This is a genomic window from Rhizobium sp. 10PS4 (assembly GCF_032464805.1).
Taxonomy (GTDB): Bacteria; Pseudomonadota; Alphaproteobacteria; order Rhizobiales; family Rhizobiaceae; genus Rhizobium; species Rhizobium laguerreae.
The window spans coordinates 421,551-446,456 of record NZ_JAWDIW010000002.1 but is presented as its reverse complement, the minus strand read 5'-3'; the positions used below and the strand labels follow the sequence as shown (position 1 = coordinate 446,456).

Annotated in this window: 28 protein-coding genes and 1 pseudogene; 15 read left to right on the top strand and 14 right to left on the bottom strand. The window is 59.7% G+C overall.

Going from position 1 to position 24,906, the window contains the following annotated elements; translation table 11 throughout:
- Positions 1–58: 58 nt before the first annotated feature.
- A complete protein-coding gene (ftsZ, locus tag RWJ89_RS05125) occupies positions 59–1,078 on the top strand; it encodes a cell division protein FtsZ (RefSeq protein ID WP_003540976.1) in 1,020 nt (339 codons plus the stop codon).
- A 124-nt stretch (positions 1,079–1,202) separates the two neighbouring features.
- Here ftsZ and RWJ89_RS05120 read toward each other — a convergent pair whose 3' ends face one another.
- The 4 genes from RWJ89_RS05120 to RWJ89_RS05105 all read right to left on the bottom strand — a co-directional run bounded on the left by RWJ89_RS05120 (position 1,203) and on the right by RWJ89_RS05105 (position 2,635).
- A complete protein-coding gene (locus tag RWJ89_RS05120) occupies positions 1,203–1,481 on the bottom strand; it encodes a hypothetical protein (RefSeq protein ID WP_168285150.1) in 279 nt (92 codons plus the stop codon).
- Between the two features lie 235 nt (positions 1,482–1,716).
- Entirely contained in the window at positions 1,717–1,926 is a 210-nt protein-coding gene (locus RWJ89_RS05115) for a hypothetical protein (RefSeq protein WP_131663707.1), read from the bottom strand.
- A gap of 1 nt (position 1,927) precedes the next feature.
- A complete protein-coding gene (locus RWJ89_RS05110; protein WP_168285153.1) occupies positions 1,928–2,128 on the bottom strand; it encodes a hypothetical protein in 201 nt (66 codons plus the stop codon).
- A gap of 81 nt (positions 2,129–2,209) precedes the next feature.
- Positions 2,210–2,635 carry a hypothetical protein gene (locus tag RWJ89_RS05105; RefSeq protein ID WP_168285154.1) on the bottom strand — a complete coding sequence of 142 codons (426 nt, stop codon included), beginning with the start codon at positions 2,633–2,635 and terminating at the stop codon, positions 2,210–2,212.
- Positions 2,636–2,738: 103 nt separating this feature from the next.
- On the opposite strand from RWJ89_RS05105, the gene RWJ89_RS05100 reads away from it, so the two are divergent.
- Complete coding sequence (locus RWJ89_RS05100; protein WP_020050601.1) at positions 2,739–2,912, top strand: hypothetical protein; 174 nt, start codon at positions 2,739–2,741, stop codon at positions 2,910–2,912.
- A 147-nt stretch (positions 2,913–3,059) separates the two neighbouring features.
- Here RWJ89_RS05100 and RWJ89_RS05095 read toward each other — a convergent pair whose 3' ends face one another.
- Positions 3,060–3,509, bottom strand: coding sequence for an anthrone oxygenase family protein (locus RWJ89_RS05095; RefSeq protein WP_376775300.1), 450 nt, complete (start codon positions 3,507–3,509; stop codon positions 3,060–3,062).
- Between the two features lie 89 nt (positions 3,510–3,598).
- Between RWJ89_RS05095 and RWJ89_RS05090 the strand changes: the two genes are divergently transcribed.
- A complete protein-coding gene (locus RWJ89_RS05090; RefSeq protein WP_168285155.1) occupies positions 3,599–4,198 on the top strand; it encodes a TetR/AcrR family transcriptional regulator in 600 nt (199 codons plus the stop codon).
- A 140-nt stretch (positions 4,199–4,338) separates the two neighbouring features.
- Entirely contained in the window at positions 4,339–5,271 is a 933-nt protein-coding gene (locus RWJ89_RS05085) for a hypothetical protein (RefSeq protein ID WP_316030652.1), read from the top strand.
- Between the two features lie 46 nt (positions 5,272–5,317).
- Here RWJ89_RS05085 and RWJ89_RS05080 read toward each other — a convergent pair whose 3' ends face one another.
- The 3 genes and pseudogenes from RWJ89_RS05080 to RWJ89_RS05070 all read right to left on the bottom strand — a co-directional run bounded on the left by RWJ89_RS05080 (position 5,318) and on the right by RWJ89_RS05070 (position 6,539).
- The gene (locus RWJ89_RS05080) at positions 5,318–5,761 is read right to left on the bottom strand and encodes an SRPBCC family protein (RefSeq protein WP_168285157.1); all 444 of its coding nucleotides are present in this window, start codon (positions 5,759–5,761) and stop codon (positions 5,318–5,320) included.
- A 113-nt stretch (positions 5,762–5,874) separates the two neighbouring features.
- Positions 5,875–5,967, bottom strand: a pseudogene (locus RWJ89_RS05075) (GFA family protein); the annotation flags it as partial.
- Positions 5,968–5,999: 32 nt separating this feature from the next.
- Positions 6,000–6,539 (bottom strand): GFA family protein, encoded by a 540-nt coding sequence (locus RWJ89_RS05070; RefSeq protein WP_168285158.1) that lies wholly within the window; start codon positions 6,537–6,539, stop codon positions 6,000–6,002.
- A gap of 123 nt (positions 6,540–6,662) precedes the next feature.
- On the opposite strand from RWJ89_RS05070, the gene RWJ89_RS05065 reads away from it, so the two are divergent.
- Both RWJ89_RS05065 and RWJ89_RS05060 read left to right on the top strand, forming a co-directional pair.
- Positions 6,663–7,331 (top strand): TetR/AcrR family transcriptional regulator, encoded by a 669-nt coding sequence (locus tag RWJ89_RS05065; RefSeq protein WP_316030651.1) that lies wholly within the window; start codon positions 6,663–6,665, stop codon positions 7,329–7,331.
- A 227-nt stretch (positions 7,332–7,558) separates the two neighbouring features.
- Positions 7,559–8,038, top strand: a complete 480-nt coding sequence (locus tag RWJ89_RS05060) for a DUF4168 domain-containing protein (protein ID WP_131663716.1) — start codon at positions 7,559–7,561, stop codon at positions 8,036–8,038.
- A gap of 149 nt (positions 8,039–8,187) precedes the next feature.
- Here the strand turns inward: RWJ89_RS05060 and RWJ89_RS05055 are convergent, their stop codons facing one another.
- Positions 8,188–8,556, bottom strand: a complete 369-nt coding sequence (locus tag RWJ89_RS05055) for an ectoine synthase (RefSeq protein WP_312889398.1) — start codon at positions 8,554–8,556, stop codon at positions 8,188–8,190.
- Here RWJ89_RS05055 and RWJ89_RS05050 point away from each other — a divergent pair.
- From RWJ89_RS05050 to RWJ89_RS05015, 8 genes are all read left to right on the top strand, one after another.
- The gene (locus RWJ89_RS05050) at positions 8,450–8,767 is read left to right on the top strand and encodes a LysR substrate-binding domain-containing protein (protein ID WP_312887172.1); all 318 of its coding nucleotides are present in this window, start codon (positions 8,450–8,452) and stop codon (positions 8,765–8,767) included. The genes RWJ89_RS05055 and RWJ89_RS05050 overlap by 107 nt on opposite strands.
- A gap of 223 nt (positions 8,768–8,990) precedes the next feature.
- Positions 8,991–10,637 (top strand): putative bifunctional diguanylate cyclase/phosphodiesterase, encoded by a 1,647-nt coding sequence (locus tag RWJ89_RS05045; RefSeq protein WP_168285160.1) that lies wholly within the window; start codon positions 8,991–8,993, stop codon positions 10,635–10,637.
- A gap of 67 nt (positions 10,638–10,704) precedes the next feature.
- On the top strand, positions 10,705–11,196 hold the full coding sequence (locus RWJ89_RS05040) for a hypothetical protein (RefSeq protein ID WP_168285161.1): 492 nt from the start codon (positions 10,705–10,707) through the stop codon (positions 11,194–11,196).
- Positions 11,193–12,365 (top strand): class I SAM-dependent methyltransferase, encoded by a 1,173-nt coding sequence (locus RWJ89_RS05035; RefSeq protein WP_316030650.1) that lies wholly within the window; start codon positions 11,193–11,195, stop codon positions 12,363–12,365. Before RWJ89_RS05040 ends, RWJ89_RS05035 begins: the two co-directional genes overlap by 4 nt.
- Entirely contained in the window at positions 12,365–14,722 is a 2,358-nt protein-coding gene (locus tag RWJ89_RS05030; RefSeq protein WP_206116997.1) for a SpoIIE family protein phosphatase, read from the top strand. The genes RWJ89_RS05035 and RWJ89_RS05030 overlap by 1 nt, the downstream gene beginning before the upstream one ends.
- 3 nt (positions 14,723–14,725) lie before the next feature.
- Positions 14,726–15,286: a slr1658 superfamily regulator gene (locus RWJ89_RS05025; RefSeq protein ID WP_131663721.1), complete on the top strand. Its 561-nt coding sequence runs from the start codon at positions 14,726–14,728 to the stop codon at positions 15,284–15,286.
- A 7-nt stretch (positions 15,287–15,293) separates the two neighbouring features.
- Entirely contained in the window at positions 15,294–15,632 is a 339-nt protein-coding gene (locus RWJ89_RS05020) for a slr1659 superfamily regulator (RefSeq protein WP_131663722.1), read from the top strand.
- Between the two features lie 279 nt (positions 15,633–15,911).
- Positions 15,912–16,559, top strand: a complete 648-nt coding sequence (locus RWJ89_RS05015; protein WP_168285163.1) for a hypothetical protein — start codon at positions 15,912–15,914, stop codon at positions 16,557–16,559.
- A gap of 169 nt (positions 16,560–16,728) precedes the next feature.
- Here RWJ89_RS05015 and RWJ89_RS05010 read toward each other — a convergent pair whose 3' ends face one another.
- The 5 genes from RWJ89_RS05010 to RWJ89_RS04990 form a co-directional block, all read right to left on the bottom strand.
- Entirely contained in the window at positions 16,729–18,906 is a 2,178-nt protein-coding gene (locus tag RWJ89_RS05010; RefSeq protein ID WP_221997840.1) for a beta-galactosidase, read from the bottom strand.
- A 17-nt stretch (positions 18,907–18,923) separates the two neighbouring features.
- Positions 18,924–20,069, bottom strand: a complete 1,146-nt coding sequence (locus tag RWJ89_RS05005; protein ID WP_316030649.1) for an ABC transporter ATP-binding protein — start codon at positions 20,067–20,069, stop codon at positions 18,924–18,926.
- Positions 20,070–20,127: 58 nt separating this feature from the next.
- On the bottom strand, positions 20,128–20,979 hold the full coding sequence (locus RWJ89_RS05000; protein WP_221948948.1) for a carbohydrate ABC transporter permease: 852 nt from the start codon (positions 20,977–20,979) through the stop codon (positions 20,128–20,130).
- A complete protein-coding gene (locus RWJ89_RS04995; protein ID WP_316030648.1) occupies positions 20,979–21,863 on the bottom strand; it encodes a carbohydrate ABC transporter permease in 885 nt (294 codons plus the stop codon). Before RWJ89_RS04995 ends, RWJ89_RS05000 begins: the two co-directional genes overlap by 1 nt.
- Positions 21,864–22,058: 195 nt before the next feature.
- Positions 22,059–23,333 carry an ABC transporter substrate-binding protein gene (locus tag RWJ89_RS04990; RefSeq protein WP_132610027.1) on the bottom strand — a complete coding sequence of 425 codons (1,275 nt, stop codon included), beginning with the start codon at positions 23,331–23,333 and terminating at the stop codon, positions 22,059–22,061.
- 197 nt (positions 23,334–23,530) lie between these two features.
- Between RWJ89_RS04990 and RWJ89_RS04985 the strand changes: the two genes are divergently transcribed.
- Positions 23,531–24,748, top strand: a complete 1,218-nt coding sequence (locus tag RWJ89_RS04985; RefSeq protein WP_132610029.1) for an ROK family protein — start codon at positions 23,531–23,533, stop codon at positions 24,746–24,748.
- Positions 24,749–24,906: the final 158 nt, after the last annotated feature.

The following is a 24,906-nucleotide window of genomic DNA, read 5'->3' as shown; positions in this document are numbered from 1 at the left end:
CCCGATTCGCCGTCCGCATACGAGGGTGGGCATGAACGAAGCATCAAAGGAGAGCGCGATGACGGACGCCAAGGGCGGCATTTCTGGACTACGGCCGCATATTACAGTCATCGGCGTCGGCGGCGGTGGTGGCAATGCGATCAACAATATGATCGCGGAAAAGCTGGCGGGCGTCGAATTCGTCGCCGCAAACACGGATGCTCAGGTGCTGGCCACCTCCAAGGCGACGCGCCGCATCCAGCTTGGCGCGAATGTGACGGAGGGTCTCGGCGCCGGTTCGCTGCCTGAGGTGGGCCATGCGGCTGCCGAAGAGTCGCTCGATGAGATCATGGATCACCTGGCCGGCTCGCACATGTGTTTCGTCACCGCCGGCATGGGCGGTGGAACGGGCACGGGTGCTGCACCTGTCATCGCCCGCGCTGCGCGTGCCGCCGGCATCCTGACGGTCGGTGTCGTCACCAAGCCCTTTACCTTCGAGGGCAACCGCCGCATGCGGATGGCGGAAATCGGCATCGAGGCGCTTCGCCAGGCGGCCGATACGGTCATCGTCATTCCCAATCAGAACCTCTTCCGCATCGCCGATGCAAAAACGACGTTCGCCGATGCCTTCATGACGGCCGACCGCGTGCTCTATGCGGGCGTCGGCTGCATTACCGACCTGATCGTCAAGGAAGGCCTGATCAACCTCGATTTCGCCGACGTGAAGTCGGTCATGTCAGGCATGGGCCGTGCGATGATGGGTACCGGCGAAGCCTCCGGTGAGAGCCGCGCGATGAAGGCGGCGGAGGCGGCGATTGCCAACCCGCTTCTCGACGATATCTCGATGCGGGGCGCCAGGGGTGTGCTGATCTCGATCTCTGGTGGTTCGGATATGACGCTGTTCGAAGTGGACGAAGCGGCAAGCCGCATTCGTGACGAAGTGCAGGAAGACGCCGATATCGTCGTCGGCGCGATCTTCGACCGTAGCCTCGACGGCAAGTTCCGTGTCTCTGTGGTGGCGACCGGCCTCGAAGGCAGCCCGCTGCCCGCATCCGCGCCTCACGCCGCCGAGCAGATCCAGACGCGCACGCTGCAGTAAGCGCAGCGGCGCGACATATCCGAGCACGACAGCCTGCCGCGTCTTTTCAGACGCGCGGCGCTGTTGTGCTTCAATGTCATGCGCTCCGGGGAAATCGCTGCGATTACCGGTCGTTGATTCGCGATCACCTGTCGTTGATCGTGGGAAGGTGCGTTTCGACCTCTATGCGGCGCTTGTCATCCAGCGGCTCAATGTGCTTTTGCCAGAAGGCCTCGGCCTCCGGCGTGTCATCCTCCCAGTGGCGGATTTTAACGATATTGTCATCGATCTTCGCCAGCCGTTTGCCGCCAAGCCGCAGGTATTCCTCCGCCAGTTCTTTCGATCGGGTCGTTTGCATGTCGTGTTCCTCCATAGGCGAACCGAAAGGCCGATCGTCATTACCGGGTTGGCCGGCAATCGGCATCCCCGTTATCGGCGCTTCCGCGCCTTCCAGTTAAACAGTACGGCGGGATCATGGTTCCAGATCATCGGCCAAAACGGGTCCACGCGGCCGGCTGAAGGCGTCAGCCGCCATCCATGTTCCGCACGGCCCGCCGCTCTTGCTGCCGGGACAGCAGGAGACGCTCGTACTGACTGGAGAGCGGCCTGCCGGAACGAGCGACAAACATTCTGAAGCGATGGTATTGAACGACCCGGCCTTAGCGCGAGCGCCCCTCGTTCATATCGGCCGGGTCATAGTTGATATCCCAGTCCTTCTCGGGCTTCTTCCTGCCGGGCGGGTTCTTGTTCACCGTCGCATCCTCCGAGCCGGTGATGACGGTCGGCTTGGCGCTGGCGACGCCGCTGCTCTTCCGGTCGGCCCGCGACTTGGCGAACTGGCCGGCCGCGTCTTTCTCGGGGTTGGCCATATCATTCGCCCTTCTGCTTCAGCGCGTCGCTGATATTCTTCGTCTCCGGGTCGCGATTGTTTTCGCCATGCGCGTCGCGGTCGCGATCCGGATCGTCCTTGGCCTTCATGTAGCCACGAGGCTTATTTCCCTTCGGGCCTTCCCAGCGGGGTGACTGGTCGGTCGTGCCGGGGGCGCCGTCTTTCGGTGTCGTCATGCCCATCGTTGTTCCTCCTTGGTTGGAACAAGGAAAACCGAAAAGATCATCAACTGTTCCCGCGGCAACACTTTCGCGTAAAGCGGCTTACCGTATCGAGGCGAGCGTTGCGCAGCAGAAAGCAAGCAAGGTGACTGCGGCATTGACCGCATGCGAATATTCCCATTGGGCGCGAAGGCTTTCCCAATTTTCCGGCTGCACGGTCCAGTTCTCCGTCGCCGCGTTCGCCGGCTGGGTGAAGACCATGAAGATGACGAGGTTGAGCGCGATCAGCGCCGCTGCCGCGACCGACAGCATCATGGCGGTTCCATCAGCCCTGAGTGCCACGGCATTGCCGATATTCGCCAGAAGCGCCAGCGGTAAGAGGAGACCGACGACCCACCATCCGGTGTAAGCCTGTTGCGCAATGAAATAGTCCGCCTTCGCCATCCCGATCTTGTTTAGGAGCGCGAAGGCGTGCGCCGCAGGTGCTGCGAGCGCCAGACCCGTTATGATGACGGCGAGGAATCTCATGGCGGATAAACTGGCCGCGAGGCGATGGGTTCCCGCAGAAAATATGGAACAGTGTCGTCCGCCATCGGTTGACCAGAGGTCCACCACAAACATGGAACCGAAAATGAGCAAGACCAACGTTCGTAAACTTCAGAAACGCGCTGAACAGCAGGTCAAGAACACCAGCGCCGGCGGCCATCTCGGCGGCACCTATTTCGGGCAGCAACCGGACGGAAAAACCGTCTCGTCGACCACCAACGACAGCGCCAAAGCGCGGCCGAATGACGGAAGCAACTGAGTTGTTTCCGCCGCCACGCGAAAGAATCCTTTTGCGGATTACTTCATTCACGGCGCAGACGCGCCGTGGCTGGATGGCTGTGACATCCCTCGGGTCAACCCCGAAGCCGTCATAGCCTTGCCACTCCCAAAGCTGCAAGTGCCAGGGCTATTCCGGAAGCCAACGCCCTCGCCTGGTTCCAGACCTGCCATCGCGGCGAATAGTCCCGCCAGATATCCCGCGCCGCCGCGATGTCGGAGGAACGGCAGTCGCGGCCAGTGCCTCGTTCATCGGCACGTTGACCATCAATGTGAGCATCAGCCCGAAAACCAGATAGATGGCCGCCGCCGCGCAGAACCAGAAAGCCGCCGCTCCGCGGCCGCTGAAATGCGTGGCTGCGACAGTCAGCCCGAGAATAACGGGCGTGAGGAAGAAGGCCGGGAAAAACACAGCGTTGCGGACCGACGCATTCATCGCCTGCATCGCCGCGATCGCCACCCGCGGGTCGGCCCGGTCGAGCCCCCACATCGTCGAGCAGACCCAGGCGTAGAAGAAGCCGAAGATCGCCCCCGAGAAAACGATCGATGTTACCGACAGTCCCAGAACCGTGCCGCGCATGGCTTTCCCTCAAATCCGTACAAATTTATACGTCTTTACATAGGCGTATAAGACTGTACGATTACCGTCAAGAGGATGTGAGTGGCCGAATGCGGGAAGACACGAAGACTAGGCGGCAAGCCGACATCGAGCAGGCGGCCTACCAGCTTCTGAAGGAGAAAGGCTACCGCAGCACGTCCATGCTCGATATCGCCAAGACGGCGAAAGCCTCCAATGAAACGCTCTATCGCTGGTACGGCGACAAGAACGGCCTCTTCAAGACGATGGTCGAAAGCAATGCCAAGGCGACGAAAGCGGCCCTTGATGCAGCGATAAGGGACGAGGTGGATCCTCTGGAAACCCTGGGGCACGTCGCGCCGATCCTGCTTTCGATGCTGCTCGGCGACAAGGCAACCTCCCTGAACCGGGCCGCTGCCGCCGACGAAAGCGGCGAACTGGGAGCGACGATCGCCGCCGCCGGCCGCGATAGCGTCTTTCCGCTGATCGAGAAGCTGATCGGCCGCGGCCTTGAAACGGCAGCGCTGGCGGCGCCATCCGCAGGTGTGGCGGCCGAATGGTTCCTGAGCTTGCTGATCGGCGATCTGCAGATCAGGCGGGTGAACCGCACACTGCCAGAACCGTCGGACGAGAATATCCGTGCGCGCGCCGCCGCCGCCATGAGCGCATTCGGAAAGCTCTGCGGCGCATAGAGCAATCCGAGTAAAGTGCTGTCACCACCCTGCCCGCGTGATCGATGCAGCCGCTATTGATCGGCGACGCCTTCGCTCTAGCTTCTGCTCGCGGCAGAGCCGCCGCGGGATACGATCTTTGGGCGAAGGCGGAGGGCGACGTGGCATCCTATTCGATTGACGATGCGATCCGGGAACTTGCCCCGGCTCTCGGCAAGGCGCCGGCAGGCGCGGTCAGCGGCGATTGGACCGCCACCACGATGCAGGCGGGGCATTCCTCTCGGACGGGCGGCTACCTCGATGCCGAGGGAAAGCATGTCCCTGAGGATTCCAGACATCCGCTCGACATCATCGCGAATGTCGTCGAAAAGCTCGAAGCCTCAGAGGTGCCGCGTTTCAACAAGGTGGTGATCCGCTGGAAGAAGCCGAAATTTCCCTTCATGCAGGCGAAGATCACGCTCGAAACCAGTTATGACCAGACGATCGTGCCGCGCGGCCCCGACGACCCGATCTACGAGACCGCTGCCGCCGCGCGGCGCGCCTTCTGGCAGAGCCGCGGCACGCTGCAGGAGGACTTCGCCGTCGAGCGCGGAACGGCCAATATTCACGCCCAGACAAAATGGTTCGGCCCGCATCGCCGCATCCTCGCCATCCATGCGCCGGGAAGGCTGACACTTGCCACCGACGGGCTGTCGACCCCCTGGGCCGGCATATCCGAACCGGAAAACGGCGTCGAATGCGAGCTTTTCATGGAATTCGACGCCGCGACACTGGATGAGGCCGGGATCGAAAACTGGGCGAACCTGTTGATCAACATCGGCGACCTCGTGGCAGACGGTTATCGCGTCGCCCGCGATGTCGAAAAGCACGGCGCCATCCTGTTCTGCCGGCTGACGGAGGATTACCGCCCAATGACCCGCATCATGCTGAGCCGCGACCCCGAGCGCATCGACGGCCTGCCTTTCGGCTCCGTGCCGCTGATCCGGGCAACGCCGATCGCGGAAACCGAAATCGAAGGGCAGGATCTTTCCGACGACTGGGGCGCTGCGGCCGCCCGCAACGCCCTGGCCAAACGCGGCATGAGGATTGATTGATGTCGCCGAGGCCGGACGATTGCCGTCCGGCCGGCGCGATCTTTTGCTATTCCTGGATGTCGGGTTCGACGACCCTGGCGAGGTTTCGCAGTGACTCCTGCCAGCCAAGATAACAAGCCTCGGGCGGAATGACGTCAGGCACGCCTGCCTGCACGATATCCATCTCGGTGCCGACCGAAACCTTCTTCAGCGTCACGGTGACTTCCATTTCGCCGGGCAGGTTGGGGTCCTCGAATTTGTCGGTGTAGCGCAGACGTTCGCCGGGGACGAGCTCGAGATATTCGCCGCCGAAGGCGTGGCTATTGCCCGTCGTGAAGTTGCGGAAGGACATTCTGAACGTGCCGCCGACAACCGGCTCCGAATGATGCACGGTGCAGAGGAAGCCGTTCGGCGGAAGCCACTTGGCAAGCGCGTCCGCCTCCAGGAATGCGCGATAGACTTTCTCCGGGCTGGTCGCCAGAACACGGTGCAGGCGTATGGTACTCGGCATGGTCGTGATCCTTTTGAATAGACGGAATGGACGAACCTAGGACGGGTGAGGCTTGGCCGATCCGACACCGGATCGAACTTTTCTTCAAGAAAAATTTCTTGGAGTGTCGTGGTTCAACCCGGCATCCCGTCGAACTGCGGAAGATCGAGCCTTGCCCAGGTCAGCCGGCGCCGGGTGAACATCTGGACCCCCGGCTCGATCTCCTCGCGTTATGCTTTCGATGAGGATTTTTTCGTCATCAGGCATCGATAGCTCCTTTGACAGTGATGTCGGGGACTTTGAAGCCCATCGCAATCCACGCGGTGAGAAGTCTGCCATAGAAGCCGGCCGTCGCCAGTGCGCCGGAAGGCACGTCATCGGGCACGCGCGCGCGATCGAGCGCATTCTGGGTCATCGTGCGCAATTGGAGGGGTGGAAGCTCGTCCTGCTTCCAGAGATTGCCGTAGAGGCTAAGCCAGTGACCACCCTTGAACTCCAGAAAAATGGGCGTGTTGCAGCAGGATGCCAGGACACGTCGCGTTGAAGCATTGGGGCCGAGGCGGAACTCCCTCAGGTTTTCGGTTCCGGCCAAAAGGCTGATCCGATCCTTGCGATAAAGCACGTAGCGCGTACCGCCATGGATCGTCCGGATCGCCTCCGGCAAGGGAAGCGACTCCAGCCTTCCGGCTGCGTCGCTGCAGCTCTTACAGTGGCATTCCGCGCTGATGATCGGGGCGCCGCGCACTTCGAGGTGAAAGGTTCCGCAGGCACACGTCAGATGGGTTGTCTTGTTGTTCATGACATCGCTCGCTGTTGAGGATCGCTGGATAGCCGCAAAATCAAACTAGACCGTTTAGTTCTGTTATAAGAACTAGACGGTTCAGTTTGATCGTATCAAGTAGGGTTGGAGCGGAGATCGAAAATGTTGATACCGGGTATGGAAGCCGACCTGGCCCAGGGGCGGGCCGGCACTCGTTCGGAGCGCAAACAGGCGGCGATCGTCGGTGCCGCGGCCGAAGTCTTTCTGAGCACCGGTTATGCCGGAGCCAGCATGGACGAGATCGCCAGCCGGTCCGGCGTATCCAAGCAGACGGTCTACAAGCACTTCTCCAGCAAGGAGGCGCTGTTCGTCGCGGTACTCACCCCGATGATGGGAGAAGCAGATACCGCCGTTCGCACCGGCCTCCCCCAGGTGGAGAACCGCGCTCAGCTGGAAGCCTATCTCCTTGACTACGCCGTCCGCCAGCTCACCATCGTCCTGACGCCCGGGCTGATGCAATTGCGCCGGCTCGTGATTGCGGAGGCGCAACGCTTCCCGGAACTCGCCAAGCTGCTTTACGCGCGCGGCCCTGCACGGGCGCTCGAGGTCATGGGCAGCGCTTTCGAACAATTGGCCGGCAAGAAGCTGCTGCAGTTCTCCGATGCAACGGTGGCCGCATCACAGTTCAACTGGCTGGTGATGGCCGATCCCGTCAACCGGGTGATGATGCTAGGCGATGCGGCCATTCCGACGAAGCAGGAGATTCACCGCCACGCCGAGGCGGCCGTCGCCACGTTCCTGGCGGCATTTCTGCATCCAGATAAGCGATGAACGCCGTCGAAAGTCGGGGTATCACAGCGGCAATGACTTGAATTTTCCGCACGTGCCAATAGGCCGGCGGTCACAAAGCCGCCGCTCAATCGTCAGAAAATCGCCCCGTTACCGCCGCACCGTGCCCTCTTAAAGGTTCCATCGTCGTGACCTCGCCCGGCCTTCGAGCGGCTGAGCGATCGACCGAGGCGGTCTTGCTGCCGATCAAATCATGCACTTGAAGAGGAATGAATATGATCACTCGCTACACATCTGTCGCAACATTGAGCGCGGCAGTCTTCAGTCTGCTTGCTTTCAGCCCGGCATCCGCTGTCGACATGGCCCAGGCGCAACAGCAGCCTGCACAGGCGCAGCCGCCGATGCAGGAACAGCCCGGCGGCAACGGTGCGAGCGCGCCCGTCAGCGACCAGAAAATCGAGGCCTTCGCCGTTGCCTATCTGCAGGTCGACAAGGTGAGACAGGAATATTCGGCCAAGATCGGCGCGACGAAAGACGAGGCTGCCAAGCAGCAGTTGCAGGAAGAAGCCAAGAAGCAGATGGTCGATACCGTCCAAGCCTCTCCCGACATCTCCGTCGAGGAATATTCGTCGATCCTGACGGCCGCGCAGAGCGACCCGGCTCTGGCCAAGAAGGTTCTGGAAAAGATCGGCACGCCGCCGCCGGGCCAGCAGCAGCCACAGCAGGGCCAGCAGCAGCCGCAGCAATAGGCTGCGCGGGCGTACTAAGTCGCTACGAATAGGCAGCAGTGCCCGCCATTTGCCGGGCCCTGCTGTCCATCTCGGCAGTCGACGAAGAGATCGGCTGGAACAGGATGTCGTCCGAAAATCGCTCACACTTTTCGGCATGGTGCTCTGGTTCAGTATTGCGACCCGCTCTTGTTGTTCAGGTCGTGCCGTTCGGTGCCCGTCAGCGGCGGGTTGAAGATGCTGACGAGAATGAGATCCTGATCCTTGCCGCCGCGCAGATAATGCCGGTCGTGTTTGTCGAGCACATAGATATCGCCGGCGCGGATCGGAAAGACGTTGCCGTCCATATCCTCCACTTCACCCTCGCCCCTGATGCAATAGCAGGCTTCCAGGTGATTGCGGTACTGAAGCAGGGCCTCGCTTCCGGCGCCGATCTGCTGCACGACGAATCCGTCCGATGGCTGGAAGGAATGGTTCCGCAAGGCCGGCCAGAAAGCGCCGGAGCCGCTTCGATGCCCGATATTCCAGGATTTCAACATGCTGGCGACGGCCGTAATCGCCGGCCATGGCGTGGCGCTCTGCCCTGTCGAGGTGTTCCGCCGCGAGATCCAACACGGCGATCTGCTGGTACTTTCCGCCATCGCGACGGCAGAGAACCAGGGCTATTACGTCATATCGAACAGCTGGGCGAAAAAACCGGTCCACCGCTTTATCGACTGGTTCATGACGGAGTGCGGATCGGCAGCGTGAGATCCGCTACCCGCGGCTCATCGAAAGGTCGCTGCCGAGACGATGGCTGCAAACGGGCCGCGGTAATAAAGAGGTGGCATAAGCCCATCCTTGCGCGAGTTGGGTAGAGGTTGGGGATTGTTAATCAGAAATGCCTAATGTAAATCTTGGCGTGCACAAGTTGTGTGGAAGCTAATTTGCTACAATATCTGGTTATGACACGAGACTGGGGAGGGCCTCGTACATGCGGAAAATTCGTGCGGCCCCCACTGGAGAAACAGAGGCAAAAACATTGAGCTCGATCGACCGGCTCTTGTTCTTTGACCGCGATTTCAATCCCGTCGAGAATTTGCTGGGCAATGAGCTGCCTGCTTCTGTCAAACCAGCAGCGTCGTTTTGGGAGCATTTTCCAGAATTGGATAAATCGGCGATTACACTCGCCCTCCGTTCATTGGGCGACAGTGCCCAGCCCCTGCGAATATCGGGTGATCTTGGCGCGCCAGCGTCGCACGGACTGACGATCTATCGGATCGGAGATCTGTTTGCCGTGGTTCGGTCCGAGGAATCTATCGATGATGAGCGCGCAACCCTTTTGCATCTGGCCACCCACGATCCGCTCACTGGACTGCCGAACCGGCGCCAGTTCAGCGAGGACCTCGCTGTGTTGTTACGGGAGACCGCGGGCTCGGACGAGACCCTGTCCCTGATGCAACTCGATCTTGACGATTTCAAACCCGTTAACGACACGCTTGGGCATCCGGCCGGCGACAAGCTTCTTCAGCTCGCGGCAAGCCGCATTCAAGGGTGCCTGAACAAGGATGACAGAGCCTATCGACTGGCGGGTGACGAATTCACCGTCATATCAAGGGGCCCGGGCCATCCCGCCAAAGGACACCAGCTAGCAGAAGCTTTGATTGATGCATTCAAGAAACCCTTCACGATAGATGGCATCGCGCTATTTGTCGGTGCCAGCATCGGCATATCTGCTGCTCCAGCGGACGGTACAACTCCGGAGCAGCTGATGAAGGCATCCGACGTCGCACTCTACGCCGCGAAGAAGGACGGGCGCGGTCGCGCAAGACCGTTTGATCCTTCAATGCTCGAGTTGCTGGAACAACGCGAACTGCTGCGCCGCAGTCTTCGTATGGCGCTGGTCCAACAACAATTCTCTATTGAGTACCAACCCATCGCCGAGGGCGGTTGCATTGTCGGCTTCGAAGCATTGCTGAGATGGCACCACCCCCTCCTTGGGAAAATTCCACCAACGGCATTTATTCCGATGGCCGAAGCCGATGGAATGATGCCGGAAATAGGCGCGTGGGTTTTGGAGCAGGCATGCGGCGAGGCGATGAAGTGGCCGGAGAACTATATCGTCGCCGTCAATCTGTCCCCAGCTGAATTCCTGACAAGCGGCCTCACCGATCGGATCTCCCAGACGTTGGACCTGGTCGGCTTGCCGCCCGACCGTCTGGAGCTTGAGATAACCGAAAGCGTGTTGCTTGAGCGCACCGTCAACAACATCGACACACTGAATACCCTCAACGTGCTGGGGATACGAATCTCGCTCGATGACTTCGGTACCGAATATTCTTCGCTCAGCTATCTGAAGACATTCCCTTTCGACACGATCAAGATCGACAAATATTTTATCACCGATCTCGAAAGCGATCTGAAAAGCCAAGCAATCGTCCGCTGCATCGTCAACCTCGCCCACGACCTCGATATGCAGGTGACGGCCGAAGGGGTCGAGACGCCAGGTCAGGCGGAATGGCTGCGCAGTGTGGGCTGCGATAGGCTTCAAGGCTATCTGGTGAGCAGGCCGCTTCCGGTCGAGGCGATCGGCGAGTTCATCAACCGGGCTGAAACATCCGTGAGCCACGCGCTGGTATAACAAACGAGCGATTTTTCGCCGTGCTCGTGAGGACATCTGACGCTCCAGACAACTGATGGAGGCTGTATTGGAAGAGGAAGCATCTGGCTTCGATGACCATGCATTGGCGCCGATGGTATCGCTGGAACTGAACGTTGCGACGTTCAAATCTCAGTGGGAGTTTTGCGATAGGATTACCGAATATCTCTCAGACATTCTCGGCCAAGGTCACAGCGATCCCGCTCGATATTCGAATTTTCTTTCCGTCGCGGCCAACGAGCTCGTTGAAATTGCCTTCCGCTCGACGAGTGAGCCGGGAAGTATAAGTTTCAGTCTCTATCGGAGCGCGACGTTCAACCGGCTGAGAATTGCCTTTGCCCGCGAGGACCGCGAGAGCACGAGTATGGGATCAAGTGAACGCCAGTCTCTACCGGGCGCCGGGTCTGGCCTGAAGTCCGACGGGACGATTTTGCTCAGAGATCTGGCAACCATATTCCGCGCCGTTATCCGAATTGAACAAGACGGCGCCCGCGGGATGCAAATCATCGCGGATTTCCCCTCGGCCGAGGATTTCCAATGACCCTGCTTGCCCGCCCCTTCACCGTCCATTTTGATCCGACAGATCAGGAGCTGTTGCTGTCCGGCAAGATGCGGCCGGAAAGCCCCGACGAGATTGCCGATGCCCTTGAGCTTGTGCAGCAAAGTTTGGAAAAATACAGCGGCGTCGTTTACCTCAATGTCAAACGTCTGACGCATATCAACATGACGGCGTTCGCAGCCCTTTCCGAGGTGCTCGCGGCAAGCTGCCGGACCAGGCCGGAACGGAAGATCGTCATCGTTACGTCGAGCGTGGTGGCATGGTCGACCTCGTTGTTCCAGACCTTGGCGGCAGCACAACCAAACCTGTCGGTTGAAGTCTACGATTCGGCGTTTTATCCAGGCCAGAGCTTTGTCGAGGATGAGAGCTTCATTCCTATTCTGCGCACCCAGACGAAAATGACATGGCGGCACGAACGCGAACTGTTGCCTCGCCATGGTCTGCGCAATGGTCTTGCCATCGCGGACATCTGTTGCGGAATTGGTGATTTCGCAGCCTTGCTTCAACGCGAATTTAAACCCACACGCCTTGTTGCCCTGGACCATTCCGTTCGTAGCCTCGAATATGCTCGCAGGGTCGCTGCCGACTTCGATCTGCAGGGGATAGAGTATACCTATGGCGACGCCTCTCAGATGCTGCTTCGGGAAAATCAATTCGACTTCGTGACCTGCCGACATTCGCTGCAGATTTTCAACCGTCCCGAGATGCTGCTGCGGGAGCTTTACCGCATCTGCAAGCCCGGCGGCCGTGTCTACATCACCAACGAGAAAAATTCGCATTGTCTGGGCGAGCCACATGCTGAATCCATAAAATGGACTTACGAGGAAGTCGCCAAACTGTTCAAGCACTTCGACATGGATGTCGAGATGGGACCGAAAAGCCGCCATCTCCTTGCCGACGCGGGGTTTGATAACATCAAGGTCGATTGCTTTATGGTCACCAATATTGACGGCGATCCCCAGGATTTCGCAGACATCATCGAAGCTTGGGAAAATGTCTATGCAGGTGAGATGGCCGTTCGACGGGGCGACTCATCAGATTTCATTCGCAGGTTCCGGCAAGGATTCAAGGATCATGTCTTTGCTGCTCTTCACCCCAAGGGTTATGCAGGCTGGCCGATCTGGGCAGCTTCCGGCCGAAAGCCGCTGTGATGGAGGGGAGATCATCAAAGAGGTCGGCAAGACTAGGCTCGTTTCGGGCAAAGTTCATCTTGGTAGTCGGTGGCGCTGTCCTCTTTGATTTGCTGGTCAGCGGTGGGCTGGCACTTTGGAATGTTCAGAGACTGTCGCGCGACGCCACCCTCGAAGTCGGACAGGGTCTGGAAGCGGCAAGCCAGGAATACATCCGCACATATGCCGATTCCACCGCAGCACAGGTGAGTTTGCTCCTGCGGCAGGTTCACAACGACGTCAGCACCTTGGCGGGTGTACTTCAGGCGCAGATCGACGATCCCGAGCGTAATTCCGATGTCGGCGCGGCGATCGCCCGCACATCTCCCGGCAGCGTAAGCCTCTCTTACGATCAAAAGGCGAACTGGTCTCAGAACGTTCCGGGCTCAGTCTCCGTTGTCAGCGTCTGGAGTTACTTGCTCGGAGTAGACCACAACCCAAGACCCGACGTTCAGACCGATATCCGGACCAGCGCGGTTCTGGACCTTGTTGCGCCGAGCTTGCTGCAGCACGGTGCTTCAAAGCTGCAGATGTATTACATCGGATCGAAAGAACGGCCAATCTTCAGAACAGCGCCCTATACCGACCAGGCTCAGACCTTCGACCGCCTTTATCCTGGTCATAACGAGGCCAATTTCTGGGACTTCTTTTTTCCCGGACTTTATGAGTCCTGGCAGGGCTGGGCCAAGGATATGAAAACGCGGCCGGTCGCGGACGATATAACCCAGACAGCACCCTATACGGACGCGATTACCGGGAAACTGATCGTTTCTTTCTTTCAACCTCTATGGACAGCCGACAGGAAGGATGTCGCCGGGACGGCTGGCGCGGACATCACACTCGATCAGCTCGCGCAGACTGTTGAAAATGTGAAAGTGGCTCAGTCCGGCTTTGGATTTCTCGCTATGTCCGACGGAAACGTTGTGGCGATCAACAGCACAGGCGAAAAAACCCTCGGTCTGCGTTCTGCGAGCGATGCGAGCGGAAGCGGAGTGACCGGACTGGAACGCTCCCTGAAGGGAAGCTCCCAGCCTGCGATAGCAAAACTGGCCCTTGATCGCGAACTGGGCATCCAACATTTGTTGTTGCAGCAGGAGGGTAACGAGGTCCCCTATATCGTTATCGTCAAGAAACTCCCCGCGACCAATCTCTGGTCCAGCGGCCCGGTTCGGCAAGAGGCGATGTCTCTTGGAGTGGTTGTGCCTGAACGAGAAATCCAGGCCTCCCTCTATGCGGCCCAAGCCAAAATTTCGGAAGCTACCAACCGGATCGTGATCTACCAAATCCTGGCGATCCTAATGTCACTGCTTGTTGTGGCTATAGCAGTAATTGCGGCTTCGAAACGAATAACGAGCGGAATTAGTGCACTTGCAGATGCCGCCAAACGGATTCAGGCGAAGGATTATTCGGTCAGGGTGGCCATAACAAGCAAAGATGAGGTCGGCGAGGCTGGTGAAGCATTCAACCGGATGGCCGAACAGATCAGCTATCACACGGAAAATCTCGAGCAGCTTGTCGAAGAGCGAACGGCTCAAATCGAAGATGCAAAGGAAGAGATTTCGACGCTGAACGCACAGCTCCAGCGAGAAAATAGACGTCTCGGAACAGAGCTGGCCGTCGCCGAGAGGATCCAGCTCATGGTTCTTCCGCTGCACCAGGAGCTTGAGGAATTTCAGGCCCTTGAGATCGCAGCCTATATGAGACCTGCAGAAGAAGTCGGCGGCGATTATTACGACGTATTGAAGAACGGAAGCCGATTGAAGATTGGCATCGGCGACGTCACCGGACACGGGCTCGAAAGCGGCGTGCTGATGCTGATGGTTCAGTCCGTCGCGCGCGCGCTGCAGGAAGCCGGAAACACCGATGCAGTCAAATTTCTCACCGACCTGAACAGCGCCCTGTTTAAAAATATCGTGAGAACTAAAATCGATAAGCATCTCACTCTGGCGTTTCTTGACTATGACGGCAAAGAGATGATCCTGTCGGGACAACACGAGGAAGTTGTCGTCGTGCGGGCGAACGGCGAGGTCGAGCGCATAGACACCATGGATCTGGGTATACCGATCGGGCTGGAAGCCGATATTTCTGCCTTCATTAAAACCCGTGAAATAACCTTCGAGACGGGAGACCTCATACTCCTGCACACGGACGGCGTAACAGAAGCCGAAAACGACGCGGGAGAACTGTTTGGCATCGAGCGCCTGTGCCGCGAAGCACTGCGCTTGAAGGACCAGAGCGCTGAGAAAGTCGTCGCCGGAATTATAGCGACATTAATGCTCTTCATCGGATCGCAGAAGATTTACGACGACATCACGCTTCTCGCAGTGCGACATAGGTGAGACATGACGCCAACGGTATATGGTATCGAATCTCTGGCGGGCATAAGCTTGGATTTAAGCACTCGCCTCACGTTGAGCGACGGACCGCTTCAGCTTGGGTGGAAGCACTCAGGAATGACTTCGGACTTTATAGCGGAAGTCATGGCTCTGCGGTATTCCCGTTCAAGGAAAGACTACGTGCAGGCGCATCATGACATCGGATATCTCAGCAATGAGTTGATCGAAAATGCCGTTAAGTTTCGACAGCCTGGGGAGATCCTCATTGAAGCCGGCATATTCGACGGTACTTTTTTAATAAGGGTGAAGAACACGATCGATGGCGTGACATCGTCTCGCTTTCAGCAACTGCTGCATCGCCTTCAATCGAGGGACCCCGGCGAACTTCTTCTTGAGCAAATCGAAACCAATGCCATATCGGCAGAAAGCGGTTCGGGCTTGGGGTTACTGACCCTTCTGAGCGATTACGATGCAAAAATGGCATGGGCATTCGAAGGGAAAGATAACCAGCGTATCATACTGACGACGACTGCAGCCGTGGCGATGCCGCCCCCCTCCAATCTGTGAGCGAAGAATGGAAATCAGCGACGAAAACTTCCGCGTATGGGCTGAGAAAAACGAAGTCTATTTCGATGGCGTATTCCGGCTGGCAGGACCGGACGCCTATGCGCCTATTTACTCACTGGTATCCGGCCTGCTCCATGAGGGGCACAAACAGGTGACGTTCAACCTGACGGGTCTCGAGTTCCTCAATTCCTCCGGCATAAATCTCCTGGCCAAGCTGACGATTGAAGCCAGAAAGATGGACAGCCTCCTGCTCGTCGTCAAAGGCACCAATCAATATCCCTGGCAAGCGAAGTCCCTGCCGAATCTCAAGAAGTTACACCCGCTACTCGATTTGCGCTTGGCGTGAGTCTCTTTCGGAGGTGCCCTACGAACTGAGACGGATTCGCCGCCGCCATGTTGCACCCCTCCCGCGACGCGTCGGCAGACGAGACAGCTGGAAAACACGAACAACAATCAGCTCAATCCGATAATGCAAGGATTCGTTAAGTATTTGACGCCGCTTAGGACCATAGCCGGGATCGGCATCGGACCTCGGTCCGATGTGCGATGCGCGATCTCCGTCTAACCTCTCGAACATGCTCAAGCTGTGCATCTAAGCTGCGCTTGATCTGATTTGGAGGAAAACATGCGGATAGCAACCTTAACGTCCTTGGCCGTGCTCTCGCTGGCTGTTGCGGCAAGCCCGATAACCATTGCCGGGAGCGACATTGCCGCGCTGGCAAAAGACGGTGGGAACGGCGGGGGAAATGGCGGTGGCAACGGGGGCGGTCATGGCGGAGGCAACGGAAATAGCGGCAGTCATGGCAACGGCAGCCAGGGTAGCGGTTCAACCCATGGCAGCTCCAAATCTCAAAGCGTGAAAGGCAAGTCCAGCGAGGCGGCAAGCAAGTCCAAGTCCGCGAAGGCTGACGAGACCAAAAAGGTTACGAAAGAGAAAAACCTGTCGGCGCAGCTAGCAGGCCTGAACTCCTTGAAGCGGAATTACCGGGCGCTGATGCATACGTCGGACCCGCGCATGACCGCCATCGCGGCCTATGCCATGGCTTATGCCCAGTATGAACTCGACAACGGAATCGAGCCCGCGGCCGATGACCCTCTGTTGGGGGATGAGGCCCTCGAGGACGCATTGGCTTCCGCAACGAAAACCGGTGAAGTCAGTCCGGCGGTTCTGGACCAGGCCAAAACCATCCTCGGGGTTGGCGACGCAAATGGAAAGATCGATCAAATTCGCACCTCGCTGGAGAACGCCGCGCCGGCGACATCAGACGAATAGCCGCGATTTCAGGTGCGAGCAGTGTGGAGCTGACAAGTATAGCTCCGCACTAAATTAAGAGAGCATTTCCGTTTTGTTTGAGTGCGGAAATGCTCTTTTTTTGACATTCGCGCACACTCAACCAGGCGGATGAAGAGCACGAGCCGCTCGCTAACCGATGCCGATCGGTTCAAGGCAGGTTAGCCGCCGCCTCTGCCTTGCGCGTGAAAGCCGCCTCACCCGCGAGTTCGATGATCGCGCAGCCGTAGCCTTCGAGATCGAGCCTGCCGGCAACGGGCTTTTCGTCATCGAGGAGATCACGGCCAGCGGGAACGCCGCCAATGGCGGCCGGCTGGTCGGTATAGTTCTGGATGAACAGCAACCGGCGGTCGTCATTCATCCGCATGGTCACCTCGACGCCCTCGGGAAGGTCGCCGATCAGCGGCTCGATGCCGACGGGTGCAAATAGCCGCTCGGCAAGCGCTGCCGTCAGATCCGGGGTGAGATAGGTGCCGACATAGACCACCTGCCCCTTGCCGAGCTCGCGCGACGTCGCCATCGGCTGGCCCTCGGCATAGCGGTTGGACCAGGCCGCAACCACCTCGACATCGCTTGCGATCGCCAGGTTTTCATAGAAATAGCCGCCGACCAGTTCGCGGTTGCCGATCTTGAAGCGGCGTTCGCGGTGGCGCGATTCCGCCGGCTTGTTGGGCGGAATGACAAGCCCGCCCGAACGTTCCATCACATCGAAAAGCCCATTGGCGCCCGGGGCGGCGAGACGGCCGAAATCCTCGACACGTACGCCTGTGAGCTGCGACAGCGAGGTGCCGGGCGCGGTCTCGCGGATGACGTGGTTGTCTTCGTTGCGCGTGCCGGTGCGCGCGCCGATGACGACGGTGCCGCCCTGCTCGGCGAAGGATTTCAGCCTCTCGGTCCATTCGTCCTTCCACATCACCCAATGGGGCACATAGAGCAGCTTCAGCTTGGAAAGATCGTCCTCGGGATGAATGAAGCCGCAGGCAATGCCGCGGTCGTAGCAATATTGATGCAGCAGGATCGCATCGTCCTGTGGGCTCGGCAGGCCGATCGGATAGGTCTTGTGGGCTTCCTGATTGTCGAAGTCGGAGCCGGCAATGCCGACATCCATGCGCACATGGGTGCCGAGGATCTTGGGCGCTAGCGCGGTCATCTCGGTTGCGAAGCGTTTCGCCTCGTCATAGCGATGGCGGGCGACATCATCGTGGTCGATGATGCCCATCCAATAGATCTCGGCGCCGAAATGGGCAGGGCGCCAGCGGAAGAACATCAACCCGTCGGCGCCATGGGCGACCGACGAAAGCGCCATGCGGCGCAGTTCGCCCGGTTCCGGCGTCAGCGTGCAGAAGCCCGGTTGGCTGCCGAAGCCCGACTGCTGCTCAGGCACGATGTAGTTGCCGGAGAAGCCGCGGCAGATATCGAGGTGCAGCGCCTGGACCTTGGCATGGTTTCCGAGCCGCTGGAACTCGTCATAGAGCATCGGATAGATGTCGTAGCCGACGAAATCGAGATCCGTGCTGAACTGGCCACGAAAATCGATATCCCTCAAGCCGCCGAGATTGTGGAAGACGAACCAGGAAGGCTTCACGGCGCGCAGGATCTCGACCTGATCGTGCTGGAAGCGTGCCGTCGAAAAGGCGAGGAAACGGTGATAATCCTGCAGATGGCCGGGGCTCGGGAAGGTCGGGCCGAACTCGATCGGCAGCACCACCTGGTCGAAACTGTCATAGGCAGTCGCCCAGAAATCGCCGCCCCATGCCGTATTGAGCTTGCCGATCTCGCCATATCTGCCGGCAAGAAAGGCCTGGAATTCGGTGAGTGTCGCCTTGGAAAAGCTCTCCGGCATGCTGGTGTTCAGCTCGTTATCGGTCTGCCAGCCGACGACAAAAGGATTGTCGCGATAATGCTCGGCCATCGCTTTGGTGATGCGCCGGCTATGTTCGCGAAAGACCGGACTTGCCGTGTCGCAATGCTGGCGCGAGCCATGGCTCATCGGCCGGCCCTTGCCATCGACCCTTAAGATCTCCGGATGCGCCACGGTCAGCCAGCGCGGCGGCGTTGCCGTCGGCGTGCACATGATCGTGTCGATGCCGTAGCGTCCGAGCATGGCGATGGCACGGTCGAACAGGTCGAAATCGAAGGTGCCGAGCGTCGGCTCTAGAATATGCCAGGCGAATTCGGCCATTCTGACCACGTTGAAGCCGGCCTTCGCCATGCGCTCGGCGTCGCGCTCCCAGTAGCTTTCATCGACGTGCTCGGGATAATGCGGGGCGCCGACGAGGAAGCGGTCGGTGTTGACGGGGTTCCATACGGAGAGAGTCTTGTCGGACACGGTGATGTTTCCTGTGATTATCTGTCGAGGGTCGTCTTGCGGGCGCTGATCGTGCGTCCGCCATCGGGTGAGAAGAGATAAAGTTCGTTGGCGTCGAGCTTCAGCGCCACGTTCTGGTCGGCGGCAAAAGGCGCGACGTAGCTCAGCTGCACCGTGATGTTGCCGGTGCCGCTTTCCGAGGCGATGGTCCTGAGATTGCCGGCATCGACATAGAGAATGGTTTCGCGCCCGAGATGCTCGACCAGCCGGACCGCACCGTTGATCGCCCCGCCCTGCGCCCCGTCGGCGACCATCGATATGTTTTCCGGCCTCACACCGAGCGTCAGGCTGGTGCCCTTCGCCAGCACCGTCGCCTCCGCCAGTTCCACCGTCACCGGCACGAGGCCCGGTGCGGAGACCGTGACATTGCGGCCGGACACCTCGTCGACGGTAACGCCGAGGAAGTTCATCCGCGGGGCGCCCAGAAAGCCCGCGACGAAGAGATTGTCTGGGTTGCGGTAGAGTTCGAGCGGCGAGCCGACCTGCTCGATCATCCCCTGGTTCAAGACGACGATCCGGCTTGCCATGGTCATGGCCTCCACCTGGTCGTGGGTGACATAGACCATGGTGGCGCCGAGTTCGGCGTGCAGGCTGCTGAGTTCGACACGCATCTGGGTTCGAAGTGCCGCATCGAGGTTCGACAGCGGTTCGTCGAAGAGGAAGACGTCGGGCGAACGGGTGATCGCCCGGCCGATCGCCACGCGCTGCCGCTGCCCGCCGGAGAGCTGCTTCGGCCGTTTCCCCAGTTGGTCGGTGATCCTCAGGATCTTGGCTGCGCGCGCCACCGCCGCCTCGATCTCGGCCTTCGGGCGCTTTGCCATGCGCAAGCCGAAGCCCATGTTCTCCGCCACTGTCATATGCGGATAGAGCGCATAGGACTGGAAAACCATGGCAATGCCGCGATCCCCTGGCTCCTGTTTGCTGACGTCACGGCCGTTGATCAGGATCTGGCCGGAGGAGATCTCCTCCAGGCCGGCGATCGTCTTCAAAAGCGTGGACTTGCCGCAGCCGGAGGGGCCAACCATGACGATGAACTCGCCTTGCGCGACGGAAAGATCGATGCCGCGCAGCGCGTGATAGGCGCCGTAATTCTTGTTGATCTGTCGGAGTTCGAGACTGATCATGCGTCCTGGCTCTCTGCTGTTGAAATCGGAACTTCCAAGGGCCTGTTGTCGAGATCGCTCATCCCTTCACCGCGCCCATCGTCAGACCGGCGATGAAGTGCCGCTGCATCAGGAAGAACATGACGACGGGCGGCACGGCGACGACGATGGTGCCGGCGGAAATCAGGTTCCAGGCCGAGACCCACTCGCCGCGAAGATTGGCAAGGCCGGCAGTCACAGGTTTGACGGAGTCGCTGACGGTCAGCACCACGGCCCAGAAGTAATCGTTCCAGATGAAGGTGAAGATCAGGATGGCGAGTGCGGCAAGCGCCGGCCGCACCAGCGGGATCGCCACATGCCATAGCGTCTGGAAGGGAGACGCCCCCTCGGCGCGCGCCGCCTGAAACAGCTCATCGGGCAGTGCGGCGATGAAATTGCGCATGAACAGCGTCGCAAAGCCGGTCTGGAAGGCGACGTGGAAGATGACCAGCGCCGCCGTCGTATCGATCAGGTCGAGCCGGACCATCAGGTCGCGCACTGGGATCATCATGATCTGGTGCGGCAGGAAATTGCCGCCGACGAACAGCGCGAAGATCAGCATGTTGCCGGGAAAGCGATAGCGCGACAGCACGTAGCCGGCGAGTGTAGAGAGCACCAGCACGCCGATCACTGAGGGAATAGTGATCGTCAGGCTGTTGAGGAAGTAGCGGGCCATCGGCGTCTGCGTGAAGACATCAGCATAATTGTCGATGACGCCGATGCCGGTCGGCCATCCCCACAGATTACCGCCCATCACATCCTCGGTCGAGCGGAACGAGGTGAGGATGATCGCAAACAGCGGGCAGAGCCAGAGCAGCAGGACAATGACGACGGCGAGCACGTAGAGGCGGCGCTGCCAGATGGCGGCATCAGGAATGGGACGAGGATACATCAGCCTCCCCTTTCTTCGGTATGGATGATGCGGCTGAGATACCAGACGATGAAGACGGCCATGATCACGAACAGCACCGAGGCGATCGCCGCGCCGTAACCGAAGCGGTAGGAGAAGATCGACTGTTCGAACATCTGATAGGCGAGAACCGAAGACGAACCGAAAGGGCCACCATTCGTCATCACCGACACCATGTCGAAGGACCTGAGTGCCCCGACGACGGTGACGGCAATGGCGATGAAGGTGACCTGGGTCAGCTGCGGCAGCACGATGTGCCGCAACATGTTCCAGCCCCTTGCCCCGTCGACGCGCCCTGCCCCGATCAGCTCTTCGCTCAAATTGTTGAGACCGGCGAGATAAAGCACCATGCAGAAGGTGATCTGCGGCCAGAGCGCGGCAATCACGATCGCGAAAGTGACGAAATGCTCGTCGGAGAGAACCGCCGGCGCCGTCGCCCCGAACGCCCTGAAAATCAGCGCAAGCAACCCGAACTCCGGCGTATAGACCCATGTGAAGACGACGCCGACCGTCACTGAGGCAAGCACCAGCGGAATGAAGAACAGCGACTTCAGGAAGCGCATGCCACGGATTTTCTGGTTGACCAGCAGCGCGATGGCGAGCCCGAGAGGCGGTGCTGCCATGAACATCACCAGCCAGATCAGGTTGTTCTTCAGCGATACGTAGAATTGCGGATCGTTGTAAAGCTCGACGTAATTACCGAAGCCGATCCACACCATCGGGCCGAAGCCATCCCAGTCGTGCAGGCTGATCCAGAGACTTCTGACCGCCGACAGCAGGATGACCGTGAAGAACAGCACGAACGCGGGCGCGATGAGCAACGTCGGGGTAAGCCACCAACGCTGGCGGCGCCATAATGTCTGCATTTCTGGAGCCTCATGTTAGAGGTGCGGAGCCTTCAAGCTCAACTGCTGACAAAGCCGCCAACCTTTCTTTCGTCATGCTCGGGCTTGTCCCGAGCATCTGCCCACGTCGATGCGCAGCAGATCCTCGGCACAAGGCCGAGGATGACGTCGAGTGACGGGCGCAGCTCGGCAACAAGCTGGGCTGCGACGCCCGAGTTAGATCTTGTATATTCGCTTACGCGTGCCTTCGAGGCGCGTCAGGATCGCCTTCCGTCGCTCGGGCTTGGCCATGAACTCCTGGAAGCCGACGAGACCTGCCTGCGCCATGTCGGGGTCGCTGTCGCGGTCGTAATATTGCGACGTGCCCTGCACCGTCTTCATCGTCTCGACGGCGACGTTGACCAGAGGATCTTTGCTCGGCGGCAGATCGCTGCGTGGCGGCACGTTGCCGCCCGGCTCCAGATAGGCCGCCAGATTCTCCGGCTTGTAGAAATAAGCGAGGAAATCACGTGCGCCCTGCTTGTTCTTGGCCTTTGCGGGAATGTGGATCGAATTGACCGAGAACTCCTCGAAGTGGCCGACCTTGGCGTCGAGCACCGGGAAGGTCGCATAGGAGAGCTGCGGCAGATCTTCGGCGGTGAAAGCCGAGCGCAGGAAAGCGCCGAGGTTCATCATGCCGGCCTTCTTCTGCGCCAGCAGCGCCGCGGCCTCCTGCCAGCCGAAGGACGTATGGTTCTCCGTGAAGAACCCCTTCGAAATCATCGCCTCCCACTGATCGAAAACCGCCGTCAACGCGGGATCGAGATAGCTCATCTCGCCGTTCATCAGCGCCATATGCTTGTCGAGGCCGTTGATGCGAAGGTTCATCTGGTCGAACCAGCCGGCCGCCGGCCACAATTCCTTGGTGCCGATCGCGACTGGCGTGATGCCCGCGGCCTTGCACTTGTCGCCATAGGCCATGAACTCGTCGGCCGTCTTCGGCACGGTCAGACCATGCTGCTCGAACACATCCTTGCGGTAGAACATGCCCCAGAGCGTGCCGCCGGTGGGAAGGCCATATTGCTTGCCCCCGTCGGTGACGGCGCCGGCCGTAGCACCCAGGACGTCCTTGTACTTCTCCTTCTCGAATAGGTCGGAGATGTCGTCGAACAGGCCCCGCTTGACGAAGGCGCGCATGCGGTTACCCGAAAACCAGGAGCAAATGTCAGGCGCGCCGGCGACGAGATAGTTGCGAATGGCCGTCTTGTGGGCCTCGTGGTCCATATTGTTGATGACGACGTTGACGCCGGCTTCCTTGCTGAAGCTCGCGGCGATCGCCTTCAGCGCGTCGAGCGCTGCGCCATTGTTTTCGGCCGAGATGATCGTGACCTCTTGGGCCTGCGCGATCGCAGGGATGGGAAAGCTGCCGCTGACCGCTGCGGCGGAAACCATGCCCGCGCCTTTCAGGAAGCTTCTGCGGGTCGTCGACGGAAATTGCTTCGAAAATGCCATTGAATTCCTCCCAGTTGATCGATCAAACACCACCTTCCCGGCACCTCCTCCACGAAGCGCTCGATCAGGTATTCAACGCTGCGATCCACCCGCGATCCCGGCATATAATCCGCCTAGCTCACTTGATCGGCGGCCAAACTTATGCATAGATCGAACCAGCCTGCAATAATTAATTTACAAAATTAAGGAACTCAATCGTGAAGCTGAAAGGCGACCAGACCACGGCGAGAGCCATGAACCGACGCCTCATCCTCAATCTCCTCCGGCGCGAGGGGCCGAGGAGCCGCGCCGATATCGCCACCGTCATCGGCTTGAGCCCGGCCGCCGTCACCTTCGTCGTCGCAGACCTTTTGGAAGAAGGCATCGTCATCGAAGGGAAGACCGTGCCCGGCCTCACCGGTCGTCGCCCGATCCCGGTGGATATCAACTACGAGCACGCGCTTGCCATCGGCTTCAAACTCATGGTCGATTCGGTGGAGTGCGTGGCAACCGACCTTGCCACCAACCCCGTTGCCGCCATGCGGGTAGGTCTCGACGGCCACGACCCGGATAAGGTCGCCGACTTGCTGGCGGGCACCGTTCCTGAACTGGTGAAGCTCGCCGGCCGGCCCGACGCCAAGCTCGCCGGCATCGGCATATCCATGCCCGGCGTCATCAACCACGAACAGGCGGCCTGCGTGCGCAGCTACCGATTCAAATGGGACAATGTCCCCCTCGCCTCACTGGTCGCCAGCCGCGTCCATGTGCCGGTCTGGCTGGAAGACGACACCAACGCCTATGCCATTGCCCAGCAGCTCTTCGGGCTCGGCCGCCAGCATCGCAACATGGCCGTTCTGGCCGTCGGCGTCGGCATCAGCTGCGCGCTTGTCGTCGACGGCAAGCTCTACCGCGGCGCCAACGGTGCTGCCGGCAAATTCGGCCACACTCTCTACGAAGAGAACGGCCGGCTCTGCGAATGCGGCAAGCGCGGCTGTCTTATGGCCCATCACTCCGAAGCCTCGATGCTGAGACGCTGGCGGGAGGCGACTGGCCGCGAGCAACTGGGACTGCCGGAACTGACGGCTGCGCTCGCATCAGGTGATGCCGCGGCTCTCGCCCTCGTCGCCGATTCCGGCCGCGGCATCGGCACCGCCCTTGCCAATCTCGTCAACATTACCGATCCCGAAGTCATCGTCGCCGGCGGCGAAGCCGTCTCCCTCGGCGACCCTTTCCTGACGCCACTGCGCGAAGCTCTCGCCGCCCGGACCTTCCGAACCGCCCCGCCCCTCTTGCCTGACTGGGAGGACAATTCCTGGGCCCGAGGTGCCGCCGCGCTGGTAACGCAGAAGATATTCGACTTTGAATCGTCTGGCGGGGTGACGGATATTGCCAGCCTGGCGGGTGTCAGGGTCCCCGGTTCGTCGTCGGCGGCGTGATTCAGGCAATGGTGTCGCCCCACGCTCCCTCATCAAGTCAGGTCAGTCATGGGTAGGCATCTCATTTAGGCCCGCCGTGCCGCCTCGCCAAAGTGGGCACGCCGTGAGGTCACGTTCCAGCCAAATTCGCCATCGCCTACGGAAGGTACCGCGTCGGG

Coding starts and splice junctions, on each gene's coding strand:
- ftsZ (WP_003540976.1), top strand. CDS start 59: ATGACGGACGCCAAGGGCGGCATTTCTGGACTACGGCCGCATATTACA.
- RWJ89_RS05120 (WP_168285150.1), bottom strand. CDS start 1,481: ATGCCGATTGCCGGCCAACCCGGTAATGACGATCGGCCTTTCGGTTCG.
- RWJ89_RS05115 (WP_131663707.1), bottom strand. CDS start 1,926: ATGGCCAACCCCGAGAAAGACGCGGCCGGCCAGTTCGCCAAGTCGCGG.
- RWJ89_RS05110 (WP_168285153.1), bottom strand. CDS start 2,128: ATGGGCATGACGACACCGAAAGACGGCGCCCCCGGCACGACCGACCAG.
- RWJ89_RS05105 (WP_168285154.1), bottom strand. CDS start 2,635: ATGAGATTCCTCGCCGTCATCATAACGGGTCTGGCGCTCGCAGCACCT.
- RWJ89_RS05100 (WP_020050601.1), top strand. CDS start 2,739: ATGAGCAAGACCAACGTTCGTAAACTTCAGAAACGCGCTGAACAGCAG.
- RWJ89_RS05095 (WP_376775300.1), bottom strand. CDS start 3,509: ATGCGCGGCACGGTTCTGGGACTGTCGGTAACATCGATCGTTTTCTCG.
- RWJ89_RS05090 (WP_168285155.1), top strand. CDS start 3,599: ATGCGGGAAGACACGAAGACTAGGCGGCAAGCCGACATCGAGCAGGCG.
- RWJ89_RS05080 (WP_168285157.1), bottom strand. CDS start 5,761: ATGCCGAGTACCATACGCCTGCACCGTGTTCTGGCGACCAGCCCGGAG.
- RWJ89_RS05070 (WP_168285158.1), bottom strand. CDS start 6,539: ATGAACAACAAGACAACCCATCTGACGTGTGCCTGCGGAACCTTTCAC.
- RWJ89_RS05065 (WP_316030651.1), top strand. CDS start 6,663: ATGTTGATACCGGGTATGGAAGCCGACCTGGCCCAGGGGCGGGCCGGC.
- RWJ89_RS05060 (WP_131663716.1), top strand. CDS start 7,559: ATGAATATGATCACTCGCTACACATCTGTCGCAACATTGAGCGCGGCA.
- RWJ89_RS05055 (WP_312889398.1), bottom strand. CDS start 8,556: ATGTTGAAATCCTGGAATATCGGGCATCGAAGCGGCTCCGGCGCTTTC.
- RWJ89_RS05045 (WP_168285160.1), top strand. CDS start 8,991: ATGCGGAAAATTCGTGCGGCCCCCACTGGAGAAACAGAGGCAAAAACA.
- RWJ89_RS05035 (WP_316030650.1), top strand. CDS start 11,193: ATGACCCTGCTTGCCCGCCCCTTCACCGTCCATTTTGATCCGACAGAT.
- RWJ89_RS05030 (WP_206116997.1), top strand. CDS start 12,365: ATGGAGGGGAGATCATCAAAGAGGTCGGCAAGACTAGGCTCGTTTCGG.
- RWJ89_RS05025 (WP_131663721.1), top strand. CDS start 14,726: ATGACGCCAACGGTATATGGTATCGAATCTCTGGCGGGCATAAGCTTG.
- RWJ89_RS05020 (WP_131663722.1), top strand. CDS start 15,294: ATGGAAATCAGCGACGAAAACTTCCGCGTATGGGCTGAGAAAAACGAA.
- RWJ89_RS05015 (WP_168285163.1), top strand. CDS start 15,912: ATGCGGATAGCAACCTTAACGTCCTTGGCCGTGCTCTCGCTGGCTGTT.
- RWJ89_RS05005 (WP_316030649.1), bottom strand. CDS start 20,069: ATGATCAGTCTCGAACTCCGACAGATCAACAAGAATTACGGCGCCTAT.
- RWJ89_RS05000 (WP_221948948.1), bottom strand. CDS start 20,979: ATGTATCCTCGTCCCATTCCTGATGCCGCCATCTGGCAGCGCCGCCTC.
- RWJ89_RS04995 (WP_316030648.1), bottom strand. CDS start 21,863: ATGCAGACATTATGGCGCCGCCAGCGTTGGTGGCTTACCCCGACGTTG.
- RWJ89_RS04990 (WP_132610027.1), bottom strand. CDS start 23,333: ATGGCATTTTCGAAGCAATTTCCGTCGACGACCCGCAGAAGCTTCCTG.